15 protein-coding genes are annotated in these 17,919 nt (G+C 71.5%); 5 read left to right on the top strand and 10 right to left on the bottom strand.

Annotated elements, in window-relative coordinates:
• Window positions 1-63: 63 nt before the first annotated feature.
• From IE313_RS12040 to IE313_RS35990, 5 genes are all read left to right on the top strand, one after another.
• A complete protein-coding gene (locus IE313_RS12040; protein ID WP_229924562.1) occupies window positions 64-1,686 on the top strand; it encodes an APC family permease in 1,623 nt (540 codons plus the stop codon).
• Between the two features lie 606 nt (window positions 1,687-2,292).
• Complete coding sequence (locus IE313_RS12035; RefSeq protein WP_229924561.1) at window positions 2,293-2,748, top strand: VOC family protein; 456 nt, start codon at window positions 2,293-2,295, stop codon at window positions 2,746-2,748.
• Window positions 2,749-2,821: 73 nt separating this feature from the next.
• The gene (locus IE313_RS12030; RefSeq protein WP_189931109.1) at window positions 2,822-3,754 is read left to right on the top strand and encodes a pyridoxamine 5'-phosphate oxidase family protein; all 933 of its coding nucleotides are present in this window, start codon (window positions 2,822-2,824) and stop codon (window positions 3,752-3,754) included.
• A 781-nt stretch (window positions 3,755-4,535) separates the two neighbouring features.
• Window positions 4,536-8,525, top strand: coding sequence for an SGNH/GDSL hydrolase family protein (locus IE313_RS12025; RefSeq protein WP_229924560.1), 3,990 nt, complete (start codon window positions 4,536-4,538; stop codon window positions 8,523-8,525).
• Between the two features lie 6 nt (window positions 8,526-8,531).
• A complete protein-coding gene (locus IE313_RS35990) occupies window positions 8,532-8,663 on the top strand; it encodes a hypothetical protein (RefSeq protein ID WP_268256700.1) in 132 nt (43 codons plus the stop codon).
• Between the two features lie 158 nt (window positions 8,664-8,821).
• On the opposite strand, the gene IE313_RS12020 is transcribed toward IE313_RS35990, so the two are convergent.
• From IE313_RS12020 to IE313_RS11980, 10 genes are all read right to left on the bottom strand, one after another.
• Window positions 8,822-9,589, bottom strand: a complete 768-nt coding sequence (locus tag IE313_RS12020; RefSeq protein ID WP_189931107.1) for a hypothetical protein — start codon at window positions 9,587-9,589, stop codon at window positions 8,822-8,824.
• A complete protein-coding gene (locus IE313_RS12015) occupies window positions 9,586-10,383 on the bottom strand; it encodes a hypothetical protein (protein ID WP_189931105.1) in 798 nt (265 codons plus the stop codon). Before IE313_RS12015 ends, IE313_RS12020 begins: the two co-directional genes overlap by 4 nt.
• 505 nt (window positions 10,384-10,888) lie before the next feature.
• Window positions 10,889-11,464 (bottom strand): winged helix-turn-helix transcriptional regulator, encoded by a 576-nt coding sequence (locus tag IE313_RS12010; RefSeq protein WP_189931103.1) that lies wholly within the window; start codon window positions 11,462-11,464, stop codon window positions 10,889-10,891.
• A complete protein-coding gene (locus IE313_RS12005; protein ID WP_189931101.1) occupies window positions 11,461-12,465 on the bottom strand; it encodes an NADP-dependent oxidoreductase in 1,005 nt (334 codons plus the stop codon). The genes IE313_RS12010 and IE313_RS12005 overlap by 4 nt, the downstream gene beginning before the upstream one ends.
• 85 nt (window positions 12,466-12,550) lie before the next feature.
• Complete coding sequence (locus tag IE313_RS12000; protein ID WP_189931099.1) at window positions 12,551-13,741, bottom strand: acyl-CoA dehydrogenase family protein; 1,191 nt, start codon at window positions 13,739-13,741, stop codon at window positions 12,551-12,553.
• Window positions 13,742-14,021: 280 nt separating this feature from the next.
• Window positions 14,022-15,326 carry a cation:dicarboxylate symporter family transporter gene (locus IE313_RS11995; RefSeq protein WP_189931097.1) on the bottom strand — a complete coding sequence of 435 codons (1,305 nt, stop codon included), beginning with the start codon at window positions 15,324-15,326 and terminating at the stop codon, window positions 14,022-14,024.
• 53 nt (window positions 15,327-15,379) lie between these two features.
• Window positions 15,380-16,276 (bottom strand): substrate-binding domain-containing protein, encoded by an 897-nt coding sequence (locus IE313_RS11990; RefSeq protein ID WP_189931095.1) that lies wholly within the window; start codon window positions 16,274-16,276, stop codon window positions 15,380-15,382.
• On the bottom strand, window positions 16,269-17,135 hold the full coding sequence (locus tag IE313_RS11985; protein ID WP_189931093.1) for an amidohydrolase family protein: 867 nt from the start codon (window positions 17,133-17,135) through the stop codon (window positions 16,269-16,271). Before IE313_RS11985 ends, IE313_RS11990 begins: the two co-directional genes overlap by 8 nt.
• The gene (locus IE313_RS35985; protein WP_268256699.1) at window positions 17,135-17,263 is read right to left on the bottom strand and encodes a hypothetical protein; all 129 of its coding nucleotides are present in this window, start codon (window positions 17,261-17,263) and stop codon (window positions 17,135-17,137) included. The genes IE313_RS11985 and IE313_RS35985 overlap by 1 nt, the downstream gene beginning before the upstream one ends.
• A 151-nt stretch (window positions 17,264-17,414) precedes the next feature.
• Complete coding sequence (locus tag IE313_RS11980) at window positions 17,415-17,627, bottom strand: type A2 lantipeptide (RefSeq protein ID WP_189931091.1); 213 nt, start codon at window positions 17,625-17,627, stop codon at window positions 17,415-17,417.
• Window positions 17,628-17,919: the final 292 nt, after the last annotated feature.

Raw genomic sequence — 17,919 nt, 5'->3', positions numbered from 1 at the left:
ACGGGTGTGGTGATGGCTACGATCGCTCAGTCTCCGGAGGGTACCCCGGAGCAACAACCGGCGTTGCGCAGAGACATGGGCCGCGTCAGCCTGCTGTTCGCAGGTGTGGGATCGATCATCGGGTCCGGCTGGCTCTTCGGCGCGTTGAACGCGGCGAAGATCGCCGGGCCCGCGTCGATCTTCTCGTGGGCGATAGCGGCGGTGATGATCCTCCTCATCGGGCTGTGTTTCGCCGAACTGGGCACGATGTTTCCAGTTTCGGGTGGTGTGGTGCGTTTTCCACACCTTTCGTTTGGTTCCTTCGCCAGCTACACCATGGGCTGGATCACCTGGGTCGCCGCCGCGACGGTGGCGCCGATCGAGGTCGAGGGCGCCCTTCAGTACGCCACGAAATGGGCGCATTTCACCGATTTCCATGAGGCGAACGGTGCGTACACGCTGACCGCTCTCGGTTATGTGGTCGCGGTGATCGCCATGGCGTTCTTCGTGATGCTCAACTACTACGGCATCCGCTGGTTCGCCCGCGTCAACAACGTCCTGGTCTGGTGGAAGCTGCTCGCCATCGCCCTGGTGATCGTGGCCTTCTTCGTGACCGCGTTCCACGGCCACAACATCGGCGCCAAGGAGTACGGCGGCTTCGCCCCCGGCGGTGCCAAGGGCATCTTCACCGCGATATCCACCGCCGGCATCACCTTCTCGTTCCTCGGCTTCCGCCAGGGTGTGGAGCTGGCGGGCGAGACCAGCAACCCGCGGCGCAACGTCCCGTTCGCCGTCGTCGGCTCCGTGCTGCTCACCGGCGTGATCTACGTCCTGCTCGAGGTGGCCTTCCTCGGCGCCGTCCCCGACGGCGACCTCAAGCACTCGCACGGCTGGCTCAACCTGGCCTTCGCGAACGACTTCGGTCCGCTGGCCGCGATCTCCAGCGCCATCGGCCTCGGTTGGCTGGCCTACATCCTCTACGTGGACGCGGTCATCTCGCCCGCCGACACCGGCCTGATCTACACCACCGTCACGGCCCGCATCTCCTATGCGATGGCCCGCAACCGCAACGCGCCCGCGGGCCTGGCGAAGACCACGCCCAAGGGTGCCCCGCTGGTCAGTCTGATCGTGACCTTCGTCCTCGGCCTCGTGGTCTTCCTCCCGTTTCCGAGCTGGCAGGAACTGGTCGGGTTCATCACCTCGGCAACCGTGCTGTCGTTCGGCTCGGGACCGCTGGTGCTGGCCGTCATGCGCCGCCAGATCCCGGAGTACGAGCGCCCGTACAGGATTCCCGGCGGCGACGTCATCCCCTTCCTCGGCCTCTACTCGGCGAACCTGATCGTGTACTGGGCCGGCTGGAACACCAACTACAAGCTGTTCGCCACCATCGGCATCGGTTTCGTCCTGCTCGCGGTCTTCCAGGCCCTGGACAAGGGCCGCGCCCCGAAGATGGACTGGAAGGCGGGCGCGTCCTGGGTCATGCCGTGGCTGATCGGCCTCGTCGTGATCAGTTGGGCCGGCGACTACGACGGCGGTCAGGGCTGGATCGGCCTCGGCTGGGGCTTCGTGGTCAACCTGGTGCTGACCGCGATCGTCTACCTGCTGGCGCTGCGGGTGAAGCTGCCGCGCGAGCGGGTCCTCGAACACATCGAGGACGCGAAGGAGGAGTCCCGCCTGGAGCAGGCCGAACTGGGCGAGGCCCCCTGACGGTCCCCGCTGCCGTGCCGTGCCGTGCCGTGCCGTCCCGGGCGCGGGAGGGGGTCTTTCGCGGCCGCGTCCGGCCCACCCGCCCCCCGGGACCCGCCCCCCGGGACCCGCCCCCCGGGACGGCGCCACGCGCTGCGGCGCGGCGCCCAGTTGGGTGTGTTTCGTACGAGCAGGCCCGGCCGTCACGGCCGGGCCTGCTCGCGTGGGTCCCGTCAGGCGGACGGCAGCCGGTCGGCGCGCGTCGGCTCGGCCGTCGAACCCTGCGGATCCCGCTCCGCGACGGCGCGCCGCTCCGCTCGGCGAATCCTTAACCGCCTATGCCGAGTTGATCAGTTACCCGGTGGGTGAGGATTTCGGGCCCCGCTGTGCGTCCTCGGTGATGTCTGTTAGGGGGCGCAGTAGTCACCAAAGGGGCATCTGCTCACTATATAGGCCGATATAAACTCTGGGGCTGACGGGTCGCCCCCGACTCCTCGCCGGGTGCTGTCCACATCTCTAACTCTCTCATGCTCCCGTAGCGGTTGACCATCGCAGGTTCTAACCCGTAAAGTCCCTTTCAAGGGTTGTGGGGTCTGCTCGTGGCCCCGAGGAAGGCAGGGGATGGGCATGGGCGCGATCGGGACGCTGGAAACGGGGCACGTCGGCCTGAACGTCACGGACCTGGAGCGCTCGCTCGCGTTCTACCGCGCGGTGTTCGGCTTCGAGGTGATGGCGGAGGGCAAGGAGGAGGACAGGCGGTGGGCCTTCCTCGGCCGGGAAGGACGGCTCCTCGTCACCCTCTGGCAGCAGAGCACGGGCAGCTTCGACACGGCGGCCCCGGGCCTGCACCACCTGTCGTTCCAGGTCGGCACCATCGACGAGGTCAACGCCGCCGCGGAGGTCCTGCGTGCCCTGGGCGCCGAGTTCGCCCATGACGGTGTCGTCCCGCACGGCGAGGGCGGCACCTCCGGAGGCATCTTCTTCGCCGACCCCGACGGGACCCGCCTCGAAATCTACGCGCCCTCCGGCGCCGACCCGGCAGACGCTCCCACTCCCGGCGCCCCCACCTGCGGCTTCTTCTAGACGATCCGCGGCCGCTGGCGGGCACGGATCGGCATCGGCCACGGAGCACCATGGAAAAGGAGGGCCGAGGGGTATGGCCTACCACAGCGGTGAGATCGCGGTGCAGACCCGGGCGGGACTCGACTCACGGGCGCGGTCCGCACTCCGTGTCATCGGCGACTCCATCCCGCCGGTCGCCGCGGCCTTCCTCGCCGAGCAGCCGATGATCATCGCCGGTGGCGCAGACGCGGGGGGGAACCTGTGGGCCACCCAGTTGACAGGCCCGCCCGGCTTCCTCCGCGCCGTGGACCCCTGGGGCCTCCTCATCGACGCGCTGCCGCCACCGGGGGACCCCCTGGCCAGGATCCTCGGCGGTGCGGGGGCGCCCAACGCCCCCGTCCACCTCGGCCTGCTCGCCATCGAGCCGGCCACCCGACGGCGCATGCGGCTCAACGGCCGTGCGGTCCGGGCGGGACGGGGCCTGCACGTCGACCTCGACCAGGTCTTCTCCAACTGCCCGAAGTACCTGCAACAACGCGAGCTCCGCCCGCACCTGCCCGAGGACGGGACGGCAGGCGCCCACCCGGGGGCCGTGAGCGACGGCACCTCGCTCAGCCCGGCGCAGCAGCGGACGGTCGGCACGGCAGACACCTTCTTCATCGCCACCGCCTCCGACGACGGCGACGCGGACGCGTCCCACCGCGGGGGCAACCCCGGTTTCGTCCAGGTCGTCTCGCCCACGGTGCTGCGCTGGCCCGACTACGTCGGGAACGCCATGTTCATGACCCTCGGCAACCTGGCCCTCCATCCCGGGGCGGGGCTGCTCTTTCCCGGCTGGGAGACCGGCTCCGCCCTCCAGCTCACCGGTTCGGCCCGCGTCCTGTGGGATCCCGAGGCCGTCGAGAACGTGCCCGGGGCCCAGCGCATGGTGGAGTACCACATCAGGGCCGTGCGGGAGATCGCCGCGGCGACCCCGCTGCGCTGGAGCGCGCCCGCCTACTCCCGGTTCAACCCCCCGACGCACTGACCCGGGCAACGTGTCTACGCCGGCGGCCGGCGTGCCCGGCGGGAAGGCGCGCGCCCCGTGGTGGCGACGGGGCCGGAGTGTCGTCCCGCCGGCCCGCTCCGGCAACCGGACCCCACGGGTCCGTCGGGCTGCACGTCCTCCAAGGCCGCAGTCCGGCCAAGCCGACGGCGCGGAGCCGCCCTCGACCGCAGGTCATGTTCACGGCGAGTTCGCAGGTGCGGGGCCGGGACCACGCTGCCGCGGGCACGGGCCCCGGGCGTCGCAACGAGATCGATTTTCCGTCATGCCTCGAATAATCGTTGCCCCCTGCACGTGCCCCGCGCCTACAGTGGCTCCGCATCGGTGCACTGGACCAGACCAGAACTGGATCCCATTCGGGTACCACCTCCTGCGGCGCACGCCGACGACACCGGAGAGACACGGGACGTGACATTCTGACCGGCACTTCGACCGCTTCGTGAGCGCCGGCGACGAAAGGGCACCCTCCTTCCGGCTCGCCGGCTGAGGCCAGGGCGCGACCAGGGCGACAGGCGCCGGGAACGCCGCACGGCCGAGGGGCGGATCCGACCGCCCCGGGACTTGTGCGAGGCCCCGTCACGCCCGCTCGTCCCCCGAGGACGTACTGCCGCCGTCCGGCCCGCCCGGCGCCTCAGTCACCGCAGTTACCGCAGAGCACATCGAAACTCCGCTCCCGCCCACGACGCACCGGCGTCCCGGAGGGGAGCGCTCCCGTGTGCCGACCCGGCGCGGGAGATCCGTCGAATGTGGGGAAGACGACCTCTTGAGAGCGAGACGAAGAACCTACGCGCCCCTGGCGGCGGTGGCCGTCTGCGCCGCACTCGCCGGCGGTCTGCTCCAGGGCACGCCGGCCGCGGCCGCACCCGGACCGCACCCCGGCGGCAGCCCGGGAACACGGCAGCCGACGGCCCGGCCGCCGGGCCGGGTCACTGACCCGGACAGGAAGCTCGGCAAGGGCTGGAAGTCCTCCGGGGACCGGGCCGTCGTCGCCGCGTCCGACACCGACGGCCTGCGCATCCTTCTCGCGGACAGTGCGCAGGCGTACGCGTGGAAGACCGCTGCCATGCTGGCTGAACCTGGCATGCCGGCGGACTCGTGGATCGGCAACGCCTGCGTCATGGACCACTCCCACGCCGCCGTCGCCTATGCGCCGCGGAACTTCACGAACAAGCCGGACCTGATGCAGGGCGGCGCCTTCACCGCCGTCGTCGACCTCGACACCGGCCGTGTGACGAAGCTGCCGTTCACCGCTTCGCTCGCGTACTTCGACCCGTCCTGCAATCCGACGACGCACACCGCCGCGTTCACCGCCTTCCGGGACATGAACGACGCCCGCAGGACGAAGACCCGTCTGACGACCGTCGACACGGCAGGCAGGACCGTCGGTGCGGCCGTCGCCGCCGGTGAGATCACCAGCGCGGTGCCGGTGCGGGACGGCACGGTCGCCGGCCGCGGGCACGACCTGGTCCACATCGGCCGCACGGGAAAGGTGGCCAGGCTCGCCGGCGCGAACAGCGTCCCGTTCGACATCCGCCCCGCCGCGCACGGGCGGATCGCCTTCGTCGACCGTAGGAACACCTCCACGGCGCAGGCCAAGGTGTTCACCGGGCACGGGAGACCGACCACCCTCGCGTCCGGCAGGCTCGGTGACCTCGACCTGGCGCAGGGGACCGCGGGCCGGGTGTTCCTCACCGGTCGTCCCACCGGCACCCCGCACACCCGGGGCACCGGCGTCACCCGCATCGACGCGCCGGCCGACACGGCCGTCTCCAGCCACGGCCTGCTCGCCGTCGACCCGGTCCTCACCCCCGGCGTGCAGGCGGGCCTGGACCGGATCAAGGACGCGGGCCGGGGCTTCACCAAGCCGAGGACCACCGCACGGGGGCAGGGCGCACAGGCGGCGGCCGAGCCCACCACGGTGACCTCGACGGCGACCGCCACCGGCGAGAAGCTCAGCCAGAGCGTCGAGCAGGCGTCCTCGGGCACGTCTGCGGCCACGCTGTCCCCGGCTCTCACCGACAGCGGCGCGGCCGAGGGGACGCACGCTCAACTGACGCACACGGCGACGGCCGGCGCGGTGTCCACCACCCCCGTCGACACCGACCGCTGGTGCTCCGTCTCCCGCAACGACGTGGGCGCGCAGGCACTGCAACCCACGCCCAACCAGGTCGAGTGGGCGGTCGACATGGCCGTACGCGGCGACCTGCGCTCGAACTGGCTCCGGCAGGGCGGCTACCGCGACCAGACCGGCCTTGGCACCATCGACCCGCAGGACCTGTTCCCCGTCCCGACGCTGATCGGCGGCGGGCGCGTGCCGGCGAACGTGCTGCTCGGCGTCCTCGCCCAGGAGTCCAACCTCTGGCAGGCGGAATCCGGCGTGATACCCGGCCAGATGGGCAACCCGCTGGCCGCCGTGGACGGCTACTACGGGCATGACGCGGACGGCTCGACCTCCGACTACTGGAAGATCCACTGGGACGACTCGGACTGCGGTTACGGCGTCGGCCAGGTCACCGACGGGATGCGCCTGGCCGGGCACGAGAAGCCGGGCGAGACCAGCCTCTCCGCGACGAAGCAGAAGGCCGTGGCGGTCGACTACGCGGTGAACGTCGCGGCGGCCGTGCAGATCCTCGCCGACAAGTGGAACGAGGTCCACACCGACGGGCAGACGATCACCGTCAACGACGACGACCCCTCGCGGGTGGAGAACTGGTTCACCGCGGTGTGGAACTACAACCTCGGCTTCAACCCCCCTCAGCCGGGCACCACCGGCCCCTGGGGACTCGGCTGGTACAACAACCCGGCCAACCCGATCTACAAGAACAGTTGGGGCCACCCGTTCATGGACACCAGCCTCGACCCCGACGCCAACCACGACGCGGCGCACCCGCAGGACTGGCCGTACGAGGAGAAGGTGATGGGCTGGTCCGCCTGGTCCATCGACACCGGATTCTCCTACGCCACCTCCGGCCGCCAGGACTGGCCGGGCGAGTCGGGCTTCTCCTCGGCCGGCTTCTACCCCGCCTGGTGGGTCAGCGACGCCGACCGCAGCCGGGTCTCGCCGCCCCTGGACACGTTCTGCAACAGCTACAACAACTGCGACTCGACCAGCCCGCCCGACTGCCCCACCGAGGAGTGCTACGAGCAGTACTGGTGGCACGCGCCGAACGCCACCTGGAAGGACGACTGCGCGACCGACTGCGGCCACGAGCACCTCAAGTACGAGACGCTCGTCGCGGAGCCAGGACGCGGCTACCGGCTCCAAAACGGTGAGCCGGTCTGCTCCGGCGCGCCGACCGGGTCCCATGTCGTGGCCTCCGTGCCCAACGGAACCGAGTCGTGGAGCGACTGCGGACAGGTGACGTCGTCGGGCAGCTTCCAGTTCGGCTTCAACGCCGACTCCGACAGCCAGTACGAAGCGAAGGCCGACCTGCACCAGGTCGGCGGCGGCTACGGCGGCCACTTCTGGTACACCCACAGCCGCAACTCGGCCCACCTCGGCGGCCCTGGGGGCCCCTTGACCATCACGGGTACCTGGACCCTCGGCCAGAGCCTCGGCTGGGCCCGTGTGTTCGTGCAGCTCCCCGACACGGGTGCCCACACCCAGCAGGCCCACTACGTGGTCGAGGGCGTGGAGGGCGGGGACCGGGACCGCTACGTCAACACCCACTACGGCGAGAACACCTGGGTGGAGCTCGGCGTCTACCACTTCACCGGCACACCGCGCGTGGAGCTGTCGAACACCACCGACGACGGTACGGCCGACGACGACATCGCGTTCACTTCGGTCGCCTTCCAGGAACTCGCCGCCAAGCCCAAGGACATGGTCGTCGTCATGGGCGACTCGTACTCCTCCGGCGAGGGTGCGGGCTCCTACTCGCCCGAGTCCGACCGGGACCACGACGAGCAGACCTGGAACGCCTGCCGGCGCAGCGACAACTCCTGGGCGCGCAAGGCCACCCTGCCCGGCAGGACGTCCACCATCGGCGAGCTCTCCGACCAGTACGCCGCCTCCGCCGACTTCCTCGACGTCGCCTGTTCCGGCGCCCTGACGTGGAACGTCCGCGGAAAGGACACCGACGACCAGGGCAACGACTACGACGCGTGGCCCCTGTCGTGGGACGACCGGAGCAAGTACGCCCAGGCCGACGGCGAGTTCCACGAGATGGGGCAGATCAAGTCCGGTGTCCTCAGCGCGGACACCACCCTCGTGGCATTGAGCGTCGGGGGCAACGACGCGGGCTTCCCGAGCGTGATGCAGATGTGCGCCACCACCGGCTGCCCGTCCGAGGACGACGTCGACAGCGACATCGACCACACCATCCCGAAGATCGAGAAGGTGCTGCGGGAGATCCACACCGCCGCGCCCAACGCGAAGATCGTCCTCATGGGGTACCCGCAGCTCTTCGACGAGGACGTCCTGCTGTGTGTGAGCGGAGTCGGGGGCGCGGGGATGATACGCGTCAACACGATGGCCCGCTATATGGCGGACAAGCAGGAGCAACTGGTCACCTCGCTCCGCACGGCCGGACTGCCCGTCGGCTACGAGTCGCCCGACGGCGACTTCCAGGGCAGACGTGCCTGCGACGACCCCGAAGGCATCAACAAGATCGTGAAGGCCCCCCAGGGTGACGGCGACTTCCGCTGCGAACTCGGAGGGTCCTGGTGCATCAGCCGCGAGAGCTACCACCCCAACGGCACCGGCACCACCGCCTACGCCCAGGCGTTCGACCGCGCCGTGTCCACACTGTGAGTCGCCATGCCCGAAGAAAGCGCGGGGAAGTCAGCGGCATGGGCCAAGGCCCTTGCCGTCGTCGTCCTCGTGGTCCTCGTCCCTCTGGTCGTCTGGTTCCTCGTCTCCTTGCAGCACTCGGACGCGTTCCCCTGGTGAGGACCGCCTGACCGGTGGCTGATGAACGGTGACCGGTGGCCGCGCGGCGGTGCGTCCGCCGCGCGGCCGCCGGCCGGGCTGGGCGACGGCCTTTGGACCCGTGCCGCCGCTCCCGGCGGGCGGCCGCGTGTCCGTGCCGGCGCGCGGCCGGGCTGCGGCTACGCCAGCAGCTCCACGAGTCTCTCGCGGACGCCGTCCCTGCCCTCCGTACGGCTCTGCACCAGCCTCTCCCGGTCGTCCGGGTCACGGGAGAGGACGTGCAGCCGCCCGCCGTCGCGGGCGAGGACCAGGTCGGTACTGGTGCCCGCGGTCTCGGCCGACCCCCGCGCCGTGTAGTGGGTGACGGTGATGAGCGCGGAACGCTCCGAGCCGGCGAGCACCGCATCGACGTCCACCGCGGGATCGGGGTCGGCCGACGGGCCGCGGGGCAACCAGTCGGTGAGCACGCGGAGCGCCTCGTCGAGCTTGTACAGGCCGATCTGGTGGACGCCGAGCGCGTCGATCCGGACCACCAGGCAGATCCCCTCCGGCTGGGGGAGCAGGAGGATGCGCCACGGTTCCCCCGGGTCCGTGCCGGTGGTGCGCGCGTCCAGCACCTTCCGCGCCCTGCGCTGGAACGCCACGGCGATGCCCAGGTCACCTCGTACCTGGACCTGCTCGGCCGTGGAACCCGCCAGGAGCAGTTGGCGCGCCGCCAGCGAGCGGACCGCCTCGGCGAGCACCTCGTCCGACGGCGTGGCCTCCAGGAAGTCCACGATCGCGTCCACGGCGGTGAGTTCCGCGATGGTGTACGCCCCCAGCAGGACCGGTCCGGTGTCCACCAGGTTCAGTACGGCAGTAACCAGCCCCTCGGGGACGGACACGTCACCGGCGTCCCCGAGGCCCGGTGCCACCGGCCGCGGCCCCTCGCCTCGTGCGTCGCTCATGCTGCCCCTCCTCGCGGCCACGCGCCCGCCTCGGACGGCTCGGAGCCCTCCCCGAGAACCGCGGCGGCGCTGGGCGACGGCGTCTGGGTGACCCACACGTCGGAGTTGCCGAACAGTCCGCGTCCCGCCCTGCCGGACAGGGACCGGCCCAGCTCGCCGGCCAGGTCCGGCCGGTCCGGCGGCGGGAACCGCACGGCCAGGTCCTTCGACACGGCGGTCACGTCGTCGTCCGCCTCGATCCGGTGCAGTGCCCGGGTCAGCGACCGCGCGACCGGGGGCGTCAGGGGCGTGGGCAGGGCCAGGACCGGTGACAGGTACATCGGGCGCCGCTCCGTCATCCGCGACAGGCCCCAGGGGCCGACGTTGCTGCGGGTGATCCGGTACACGACGTAGTCCATGAGGTGCCGCACGTCGTTCAGGCCGGGCAGCCTGCGCTCACCGAAGGCGGCGGGGGTCTTCTCCAACTGCACCCAGGTGCCCTGTGCGGTGCGTCCGTGCAGCTTCTCCCGCACGACCTGCCCGCGCATCCCGATGTCCGGGTAGAGCGTCTTGTCGATGTCGCGGTGGTGGCTGGACAGCCGTGGCCGGCTCTGCCCGGCGAACCGCCAGTCCTCGTACAGTTGCGGGTCGTCCACCAGTACATGGCCGCCGCACAGCACGTCGTGCAGTTGCGGAACCTGTAGTCCGTTCCGCTCCAGGTCGGCAAGGATCGCCGCTTCCTCGGGGCTGAGGCGGCCGACCGCCGTCACCAGCCCCTTGCGGTACGCTCCCGCCCGGGCCGTGATCTCGATCATGAGTCGGACCCTGCGGCGCTCCTCCTCGGCCTGCCGGTCCCGCGCGGTGCCGGAGGCCGCCCCGCCGGACCGCCGGGCGCCCCGGAGTGCCCCCTGGGAGTGCCTGAGCCTCACCGGCCCAGTACAGCACAGCACGCGGTGGCCCGCACGGGCTGCGCCCGCCCCCGCCCGGGCCGGCCGTTCCGTTCGCCGGGGCAGGGCGGGCAGGGTCGGAGACGGTTCCCGGGCCGATCACGAGCCGATCCCGGGCCGGTGCCTCGGGGACCGCACGGCCGCGGGTCAGCTCGTGGCCCAGCACACCGTGCAGCACTGGGTGCGGGTGCGGGTGCCGGTGCGGGCGCCAGGGTGGCCGCCCTGCCGCCGGCGCTGCGGCCTCCCGGCCCGCGCAGTGTGAGGGGGAGGTTCGCGGATGGCAAGGGCATCCGGGACTTCGAACGACGTGCGACATACTGTGCAGCCTCAAGGTACCGAGCACCCGGGGCGGCCAGCGGGCCACGTGCGCCGGTCAGCCGGACGTGCCCGGACCGGTGCCGTCCGCCGTGGACGCGCCCTCACCGGCCGCCGCGCCCCCGCCCCCGCTCCCGGGGCCGGTGTCCCGGGTCCACGAGGGACCCGGTTCCGGTGCGACGTTGTGGAAGGCCACCTCGCCACCGCAGGCGGTGCAGGTGAGGCGGACGTCCGCCCGGTGTCCGCAGTCCAGGTGCCTGAGCACGATGGGCGGCCCGGCCGGTCCTGCCAGGTGGGTGTCGCCCCACCGCATCAGCGTGGCCACCGCGGGGAACAGGTCCCGCCCCGCCTGCGTCAGCACGTACTCGTGGCGGTCCGGGTCGCTGGCGTACCTCACCCGCGTGAGCAGGCCCGTTTCGACCAGGGTCGCCAGCCGGGCGGACAGGGTGGGGCGGGGGATCGACAGGTTCCGCTGGAAGCGGCTGTAGCGGCGGACCCCGAGGAACGCCTCGCGCAGGATCAGCAGCGTCCAGCGCTCGCCGACGAGCCTCAGGGTCCGTTCGACCGACTCCGCGTCGAAGCGGTGGGCCAGGTCGCGCTCGACCGACCCGGACCGCGACGGGTCGTCCGTCACAGGGCCAGGACCAGCTTGCCGGTGTTATCCCCCGCGAACATCCCGAGCAGCGCCTCGGGGAACCGCTCGACGCCGCCCTCGATCACGTGGGTGCGTTCCTTGAGCCGGCCGGAGCGCAGCCACTCGGCCAGCTCAGCCCTGGCCTCGCCGTAGCGCGCCGCGTAGTCGAAGATGACGAACCCCGTCATCGACGCCCGTTTGACGAGGAGCTGCATGTAGTTGGACGGCCCGCTCATGCCCTGCGTGGAGTTGTACTGCGACACGGCGCCGCTGATGACCACCCGGGCGCCGTGCGCGAGCCTGGCCAGCACGTCGTCCAGTACCTGTCCGCCGACGTTGTCGAAGAACACGTCCACGCCGTTCGGGGCGAGGTCCTTGAGCCGGGCGCGCACGGACCCGGCCTTGTAGTCCACCGCGCCGTCGAAGCCCAGCTCGTCCACCAGGAACCGGCACTTGTCGGGACCGCCCGCGATGCCGATGACGCGGCACCCCTTGAGCTTGGCGATCTGCCCGGTCAGGCTGCCGACGGAGCCGGCGGCGGCGGAGACCACCACCGTCTGGCCGGGCTCCGGGCGGCCGATGTCGAGCAGGCCGAAGTACGCGGTCAGCCCGCTGAAGCCGAGCGCACCGAGGTGGACGGGGGCCTCGCCGAGGGACAGGTCGACCGGGGTGACGCCCTTGCCGTCGCAGACCGCGTACCGCTGCACGCCGAAGCTGCCGCTCACCACCTCGCCGACGGGGTGGTCGGGGTGGTGGGACTCGACCACGTGTCCGATCCCGGCGGCGCGCATCACCTCGCCCAGGCCGACCGGGGGAACGTAGGAGCGGCCCTCGTTCATCCAGGAGCGCATGGCCGGGTCGATGGACAGGTAGTCGACCTCGACGAGGAACTCGCCCTCGCCGGGGTTCGGGGCCGGTTCCTCGACGTACTTCCAGTCCGAGGCCCGGGGCAGGCCGACGGGCCGTGCCACGAGGCGGTACTGGGCGTTGGTCCGGGTCACGTGCGGAACTCCTTCTTCGGTGCGGGGGATGCGGGGGATGCGGGGGATGCGGGGACGGGGGTGCGGGGGGTGCGGGGCGCGGCCCTCAGAGCTGGTCGGTGCGGATCGGCAGACCCAGCAGGTGGCGGCCCGTCACCTCCCAGGTGGTGGGGTTCACCTGGAGGTGTGCGGTGACGGTGTGCGCGTCGCGGAACCTGCGTTGCAGGGGGGAGTCCGCGTAGATGGCGGCGCCGCCGCCCAGTTCGTACATCCGCGACGCCACCTCGGCCGCCACCTCGGCCGCGTGGGTGGCGGCGAGGCGCAGCCCCACCCGCAGGTCGTCCGCCACCGGGGCCCCGTCCTGCGCGGCGTCCCAGGCGTCGGCCACCGACCGGAAGTACAGCAGGCGTGCGGCGCGCAGGGCGGCCTCAGCCCGGGCCACCGCGGACTGCGTCGAACCGCGTTCGGCGAGCGTCCTGCTCGAACCGGAGGGCCGCCGGACCCCCGCCAGCTCCACGAGGTCGTCGATGGCGCCCCGGGCGTTGCCGAGGGCGGCGGCGGCCACCGACAGCGCGAAGAAGCCGAAGAGCGGGAAGCGGTGCAGCGCGGTGGCGTCCGCGGGCGGTCCGTCGACCACCGACGCCATCCGGTGGGCGGGCACGAACACGTCGTCGGCCACCGCGTCGTGGCTGCCGGTGCCGCGCAGACCGCCGGTGTGCCAGGTGTCCAGGACCTCCAGCTCCGACGTGGGGATCGCGACGACCCGCAGGAGGGGCGCGGCGTCCTGCGCCGCGCCCGGGTCGGCGAGGACGCAGCCGGCGAGCAGCCAGTCGGCGTGGGTCACGCCGCTGCAGAAGGCCCAGCGGCCCGAGACCCGGACGCCGCCGTCCACCAGCCGGGCCTTGCCACGCGGTGCCCACACGCCCGCGCCCACCGACCGCGGGTCGCCGAAGACCTCCGCGGCGCCCTTGGCCGGCAGGTAGGCGCTCAGCAGGCTGGTGGTCGCCGCGATGGCCACGCACCACCCCGCGGACGCGTCGCCCCGGGCCACCGCCTCGGCGGAGCGCAGCACCTGCGCGGGTGGGATCTCGGGGCCGCCCAGGGCCTTCGGGACGCCGGTGCGGCACAGTCCGCCGTCGATCAGGGCGGTCACGAGCTCGTCCGGCAGCGACCGCTGTTCCTCGGTGGTGCGGGCCAGGTTGCGGGCCAGGTCCGCGCTCTCCCGTGCGGCTCTGCCCAGGTCCTCGTAGCCGCCCCAGTCGTCGTCGTGCGCGGTCGATCCGGCCCTGCGAGGCATCGGCAGAACTCCCCCTCGGTTCAGTTTTCTTACCGGTTCAGAAAACTAACCAGGGTGGTGTGCGACGTCAAGAGGCCGCACCGGTGTCCCCGTACCGGTGGCCCGGTGGCTCCGCACCGGCGGTCACGGCCCTGCGCGGCCGGAACGCGCCAGGCGGCGCCCGGCCGCTGGGGCCGGGCGCCGCCTGGCGGGCGGGGCGGGGGGCTCTGCGTGCACGGCGCCCGGGCGGCCGCCGCCGCGCCGCGCCGCCGCACCATGCAGGGGCGTCACCCCCGTGGTGTCACGCGGCCCGGTACCCCGCGTCGAGTTCGGTGCGCAGCCGCACCCGGTCCACCGCGTTCTCCCACTTCCCGACGACCAGGGTGGCCACGCAGTTGCCGGCGATGTTGGTGAACACGAAGGCGGCCGAGAGGATGCTGTGCACGCCCAGCACCAGGGCGATGCTGCTGACCGGAATCGTGTGGGTCGCGCTCAGGGTCAGCGCCAGCACGGCGATCGCGGACCCGGACACCCCGGCACCGCCCTTGGACGTGAGCAGCAGGACGAGCAGCAGCCCGAGCTGGGCCTGCCAGCTCAGGTCCGTACCGGTGGCCTGGGCGAGGAACACGCTGACCGCGGCGAAGTACAGGCAGGTGCCGTCGTGGTTGAAGCTGTAGGCGGTGGGCAGCACGAGGCCGACCACGGGCTCGTCCACGCCCAGCTTCCTGAGCTTCGCCGTCAGTTGGGGAAAGACGCTCTCCGACGAGCTGGTGCCCAGCACCAGCACCAGTTCCGCACGGAAGTAGCGCAGCAGCTTCAGCAGGCTGACCCCCGCGTACCGCGCGACCGGCCAGAGCACCAGCACGAAGAACAGCACGACGATCAGGTAGAACACGCCCACCAGCCGGGCGAGCGGGAGCAGGGTGCCGAGCCCGTAGCGGGACACCGTGAAGGCGATGGCGCCGAAGGCCGCTGCCGGCGCGATGCGCATCACCTTCCGGATGATCCAGAACAGCGCCTGCTGCACGGTGCCGACGATGTCGAGCACCGGCTGCGCCCTCTCGCCCAGCGAGGCGAGGCCGCAGGCGAACAGCACGGAGAACACCAGCACCTGGAGGATGTCGCCCTGTGCGAAGGACTGGACCGCGGAGGTCGGCACGAGGCTGACCAGGAAGTCGTCGAAGCCCTCCGACTTGGCCGGCGCCGTGCCGGCGGCGTCGGCGTGCAGCGACGACGGGTCGATGTGCATGCCCGCGCCCGGCCTGAGCACGTTGACCACGACGAGGCCGATGACGAGCGCGATCGTGGTGACCACCTCGAAGTACACCAGGGACTTCACCGCGATGCGCCCGACCTTGCCGAGGTCGCGGACGCTGGTGATGCCGTGGGTGACCGTACAGAAGATGATCAGGCCGACGACCATCTGGATGAGGTGGATGAAGATGTCGCCGAGGAACTGGACGTGGTGTCCGACCGAGGGGGCCAGGGCCCCCACGAGGACCCCGAGGGCGACCCCGACGAGGACCTGGAAGGCCAGGTCGCGGTAGAAGGGTGTGCTGGGCTTCTGTCTCTGCACGGGGCTGCCCGTGGATATGGTCTCGCTCATCGTCTCCGGTTCTCCGTCGAACGTCGGCGCCGGTGTCCGGCCTGGGTCCCCGTTCAGTCCGCTGTGTGGCCGAGGACGTCCCTGGCCGGTCCGAACACCTCGTCCACGCCGAGTCGGCGCGGGAGCAGCCCCTGCGCGAGGCAGGCGTCGATCACGGTCCCGATCGGCCCGCGCAGGGCTTCGAAGCCGAAGAGCGTCGGCCGCGGTGCGCCGTCCCGACGGACCACGGCGGCGTCCGCGCGGTGCAGCAGCGCGTACGCCTCGCGGACCGCGGCGGCATCCCCGCGGCACGCGGATTCCCCGGCGACCACCATGTGGTTGACCGGCATGAACCCGTGCTGCCGCCACCACCGCTCGTCGCGGGCCGCGGCATCGGGCACGACGGGCACGAACTCGTCCGTCCCCGGCAGGTCGTTGCCGAGGATGGTGGCGTCGATGCGGCCCTCGCGCAGCAGGTCGAGGAGGCTCGCCTGCGACCCGTCGTGCTCGACGAAACCGGGGTCCGCGTACTCCGCCACGTGCGCGCCCTCGCGGGTGCTCCAGCGGATGTCCTGCGGCGCGATGCCGTAGTCCTCGGCCAGGTGCGCGCGCACCCACATGCCGGTGGTCTGGGTGAAGGCGCGTACCCCGATGCGCCGGCCGGCCAGGTCCTGCGGAGCCACCGGGCGCGATGCGTGCGCGATGAGGCAGCCGCGCTGGAAACGCGAGGCCACCACGGCGGGCAGCAGCACCACAGGACGTCCGTACGCGATCGCCTGCAGGGCCGTGACGATGGCCAGCTCGCTGATGTCGTAGGCCTCGTCGCGCACCATCGGGGCGAACGCCCGGTGGATCGGCGAGACGGTGCGGAAGTCCAGCCGCACCCGGTCACTGCCGATCTCGCCGCTCTTCAGCGTCGTCGTGTGCGGGTAGTCGGCGAGAACGGTGCGCAGCACGGTGGGCTCAGGCACGACGGCCTCCCGTCGCCCCGAGGGAGGGGTAGAAGGCGGTGGCCGTGCCACCGAGGATCATTTCCTGGTCGGCCTTTGGCAGGCTGGACATCATGCCGCGGGCCTCTGCCAGGATGTCCGCCGCCGTCCCGTCCGCCGCGGGGAAGTTGGAGCCCCACGCGATACGGCCGGCGCCGTACGCCGCGACCAGGTCCGCCAGGAACTGGGCCGGCGTGGACGCGCCCTCGGCCGACGCCGCCAGGGCCCGGTGCGTGAGCTTGAGGTGCACCCCGGGGAACGCCGCCAGCTCGAAGAGGTCCTTCGCCCTGCGGTAGGGCCGGCCGTCGGACAGGTCCGGGCGTGCGCAGTGGTCGAGCAGCACGCGGACACCGGGGAACCGTTCCAGCAGCCGCCGCAGCGCGGGAAGTCCCTGGATCGTCATCTGCAGGCACACCGGGATGCCGTGTTCCTCGGCGTGGGCCCAGGCGGGGTAGGAGCTCTCGTGGCCGAGCCAGTCCGCCTGGCCGGGCATGGTGGTCCCGGTGGTGAACAGGCGGAAGCCGGACAGGCCCTGCCCCTGCCAGTGCTCGATCCTCGCCACGGCGTCCTCGGCCATCGCGTCGATCGAGTAGACGCCGGCGAACCTGTCGGGGTGCGCCCGCAGCGCCTGAACGACGTAGCGGTTGTCGTGCCCGTACACCGTGGACGCCTGCACCACCACCGCCCTGGCGATGCCGGCCTGGTCGAGTGCCCGCACCAGGCCGTCGATGTCCACCGGGTGGTCCAGGGACCATGCCGACTGCCGCCCCCCGATGGGGTCGACCGGATATCGCACCGTGTCCGGCGAGATGACATGGGTGTGCGTGTCCACGATGTCCATCAGACCTCCTGGGGGCCGAGCGGAGTGGCGGTCGGCGAGCTCCGGACGTCCCGGCCGCAGCTCCCGGTGAGACTGAAGCGGATGTCAACGTGATCGTCAACAATCTCGTAGGAGATCGTGAGGATCATTTTGGTGACGATGCCGGGGGGTGATGGGGTGTGAGCGGACAGTGAGGGGTGCGACTCGCGGCGATCCCGCCGCCGTGTGCGGGCAACGCAAAGCCCCGGCCTCGCGGAGCGAGACCGGGGCGCGCAAGCTGCTGGGCAGCTCGGGGATTGGTCAGGCGTTGCCGATGAGGCCCGAGACGCCCGAGGCGTTGACCTCGACCGAGGGCGCGACGTTGCTGACGACGGTCGCCAGGGGACCCTCAACGGAGGCGAGACCGGTCACGCTGGGGGCGATGCTCGTGAGCGAGTCGGCGAGGCCGCCGGACACCATGTCCAGGTCGGCGTCGGAGATCTCGTGGGTCTCGATGTTGGGGGTGGAGGCCATGGGTGAAACTTCCCTTCACTCTTGGTTCTTGGATTGCGACCGCCGTCGGAACGGGAGCGGTTGGCGCATTTCCTGTGGTGACCCCGCGGTCGGGCGGGCAACAGGGGGATGCGACCCAGACGGTCAGCGGCTGCCATCCGGCCTTGCAGCTACGTCAGGGATCTAAGCACGAGGCATCTCTGCTCGGCATCCGAACGGGAGTTCCAGCGCCATGAGACGCGCAATGTGCAAACGGATAACGACCGAGGTGAGGAGCGCCGCACTCAGCATATTCACATCTTTGATGGAAATA

This window comes from Streptomyces sulfonofaciens (assembly GCF_014656295.1).
In the GTDB taxonomy this organism is placed as follows: Bacteria; Actinomycetota; Actinomycetes; order Streptomycetales; family Streptomycetaceae; genus Streptomyces; species Streptomyces sulfonofaciens.
Note: the sequence above shows the minus strand (reverse complement) of the source record. Positions and strands in the feature narration are given on the sequence as shown.

What these genes read in the sequence shown, in the direction of transcription:
- IE313_RS12035 (WP_229924561.1), top strand. Translation starts at nt 2,293, where the DNA reads ATGGGCGCGATCGGGACGCTGGAAACGGGGCACGTCGGCCTGAACGTC.
- IE313_RS12030 (WP_189931109.1), top strand. Translation starts at nt 2,822, where the DNA reads ATGGCCTACCACAGCGGTGAGATCGCGGTGCAGACCCGGGCGGGACTC.
- IE313_RS35990 (WP_268256700.1), top strand. Translation starts at nt 8,532, where the DNA reads ATGCCCGAAGAAAGCGCGGGGAAGTCAGCGGCATGGGCCAAGGCCCTT.
- IE313_RS12020 (WP_189931107.1), bottom strand. Translation starts at nt 9,589, where the DNA reads ATGAGCGACGCACGAGGCGAGGGGCCGCGGCCGGTGGCACCGGGCCTC.
- IE313_RS12015 (WP_189931105.1), bottom strand. Translation starts at nt 10,383, where the DNA reads ATGATCGAGATCACGGCCCGGGCGGGAGCGTACCGCAAGGGGCTGGTG.
- IE313_RS12000 (WP_189931099.1), bottom strand. Translation starts at nt 13,741, where the DNA reads ATGCCTCGCAGGGCCGGATCGACCGCGCACGACGACGACTGGGGCGGC.
- IE313_RS11995 (WP_189931097.1), bottom strand. Translation starts at nt 15,326, where the DNA reads ATGAGCGAGACCATATCCACGGGCAGCCCCGTGCAGAGACAGAAGCCC.
- IE313_RS11985 (WP_189931093.1), bottom strand. Translation starts at nt 17,135, where the DNA reads ATGGACATCGTGGACACGCACACCCATGTCATCTCGCCGGACACGGTG.
- IE313_RS35985 (WP_268256699.1), bottom strand. Translation starts at nt 17,263, where the DNA reads ATGATCCTCACGATCTCCTACGAGATTGTTGACGATCACGTTGACATC.
- IE313_RS11980 (WP_189931091.1), bottom strand. Translation starts at nt 17,627, where the DNA reads ATGGCCTCCACCCCCAACATCGAGACCCACGAGATCTCCGACGCCGAC.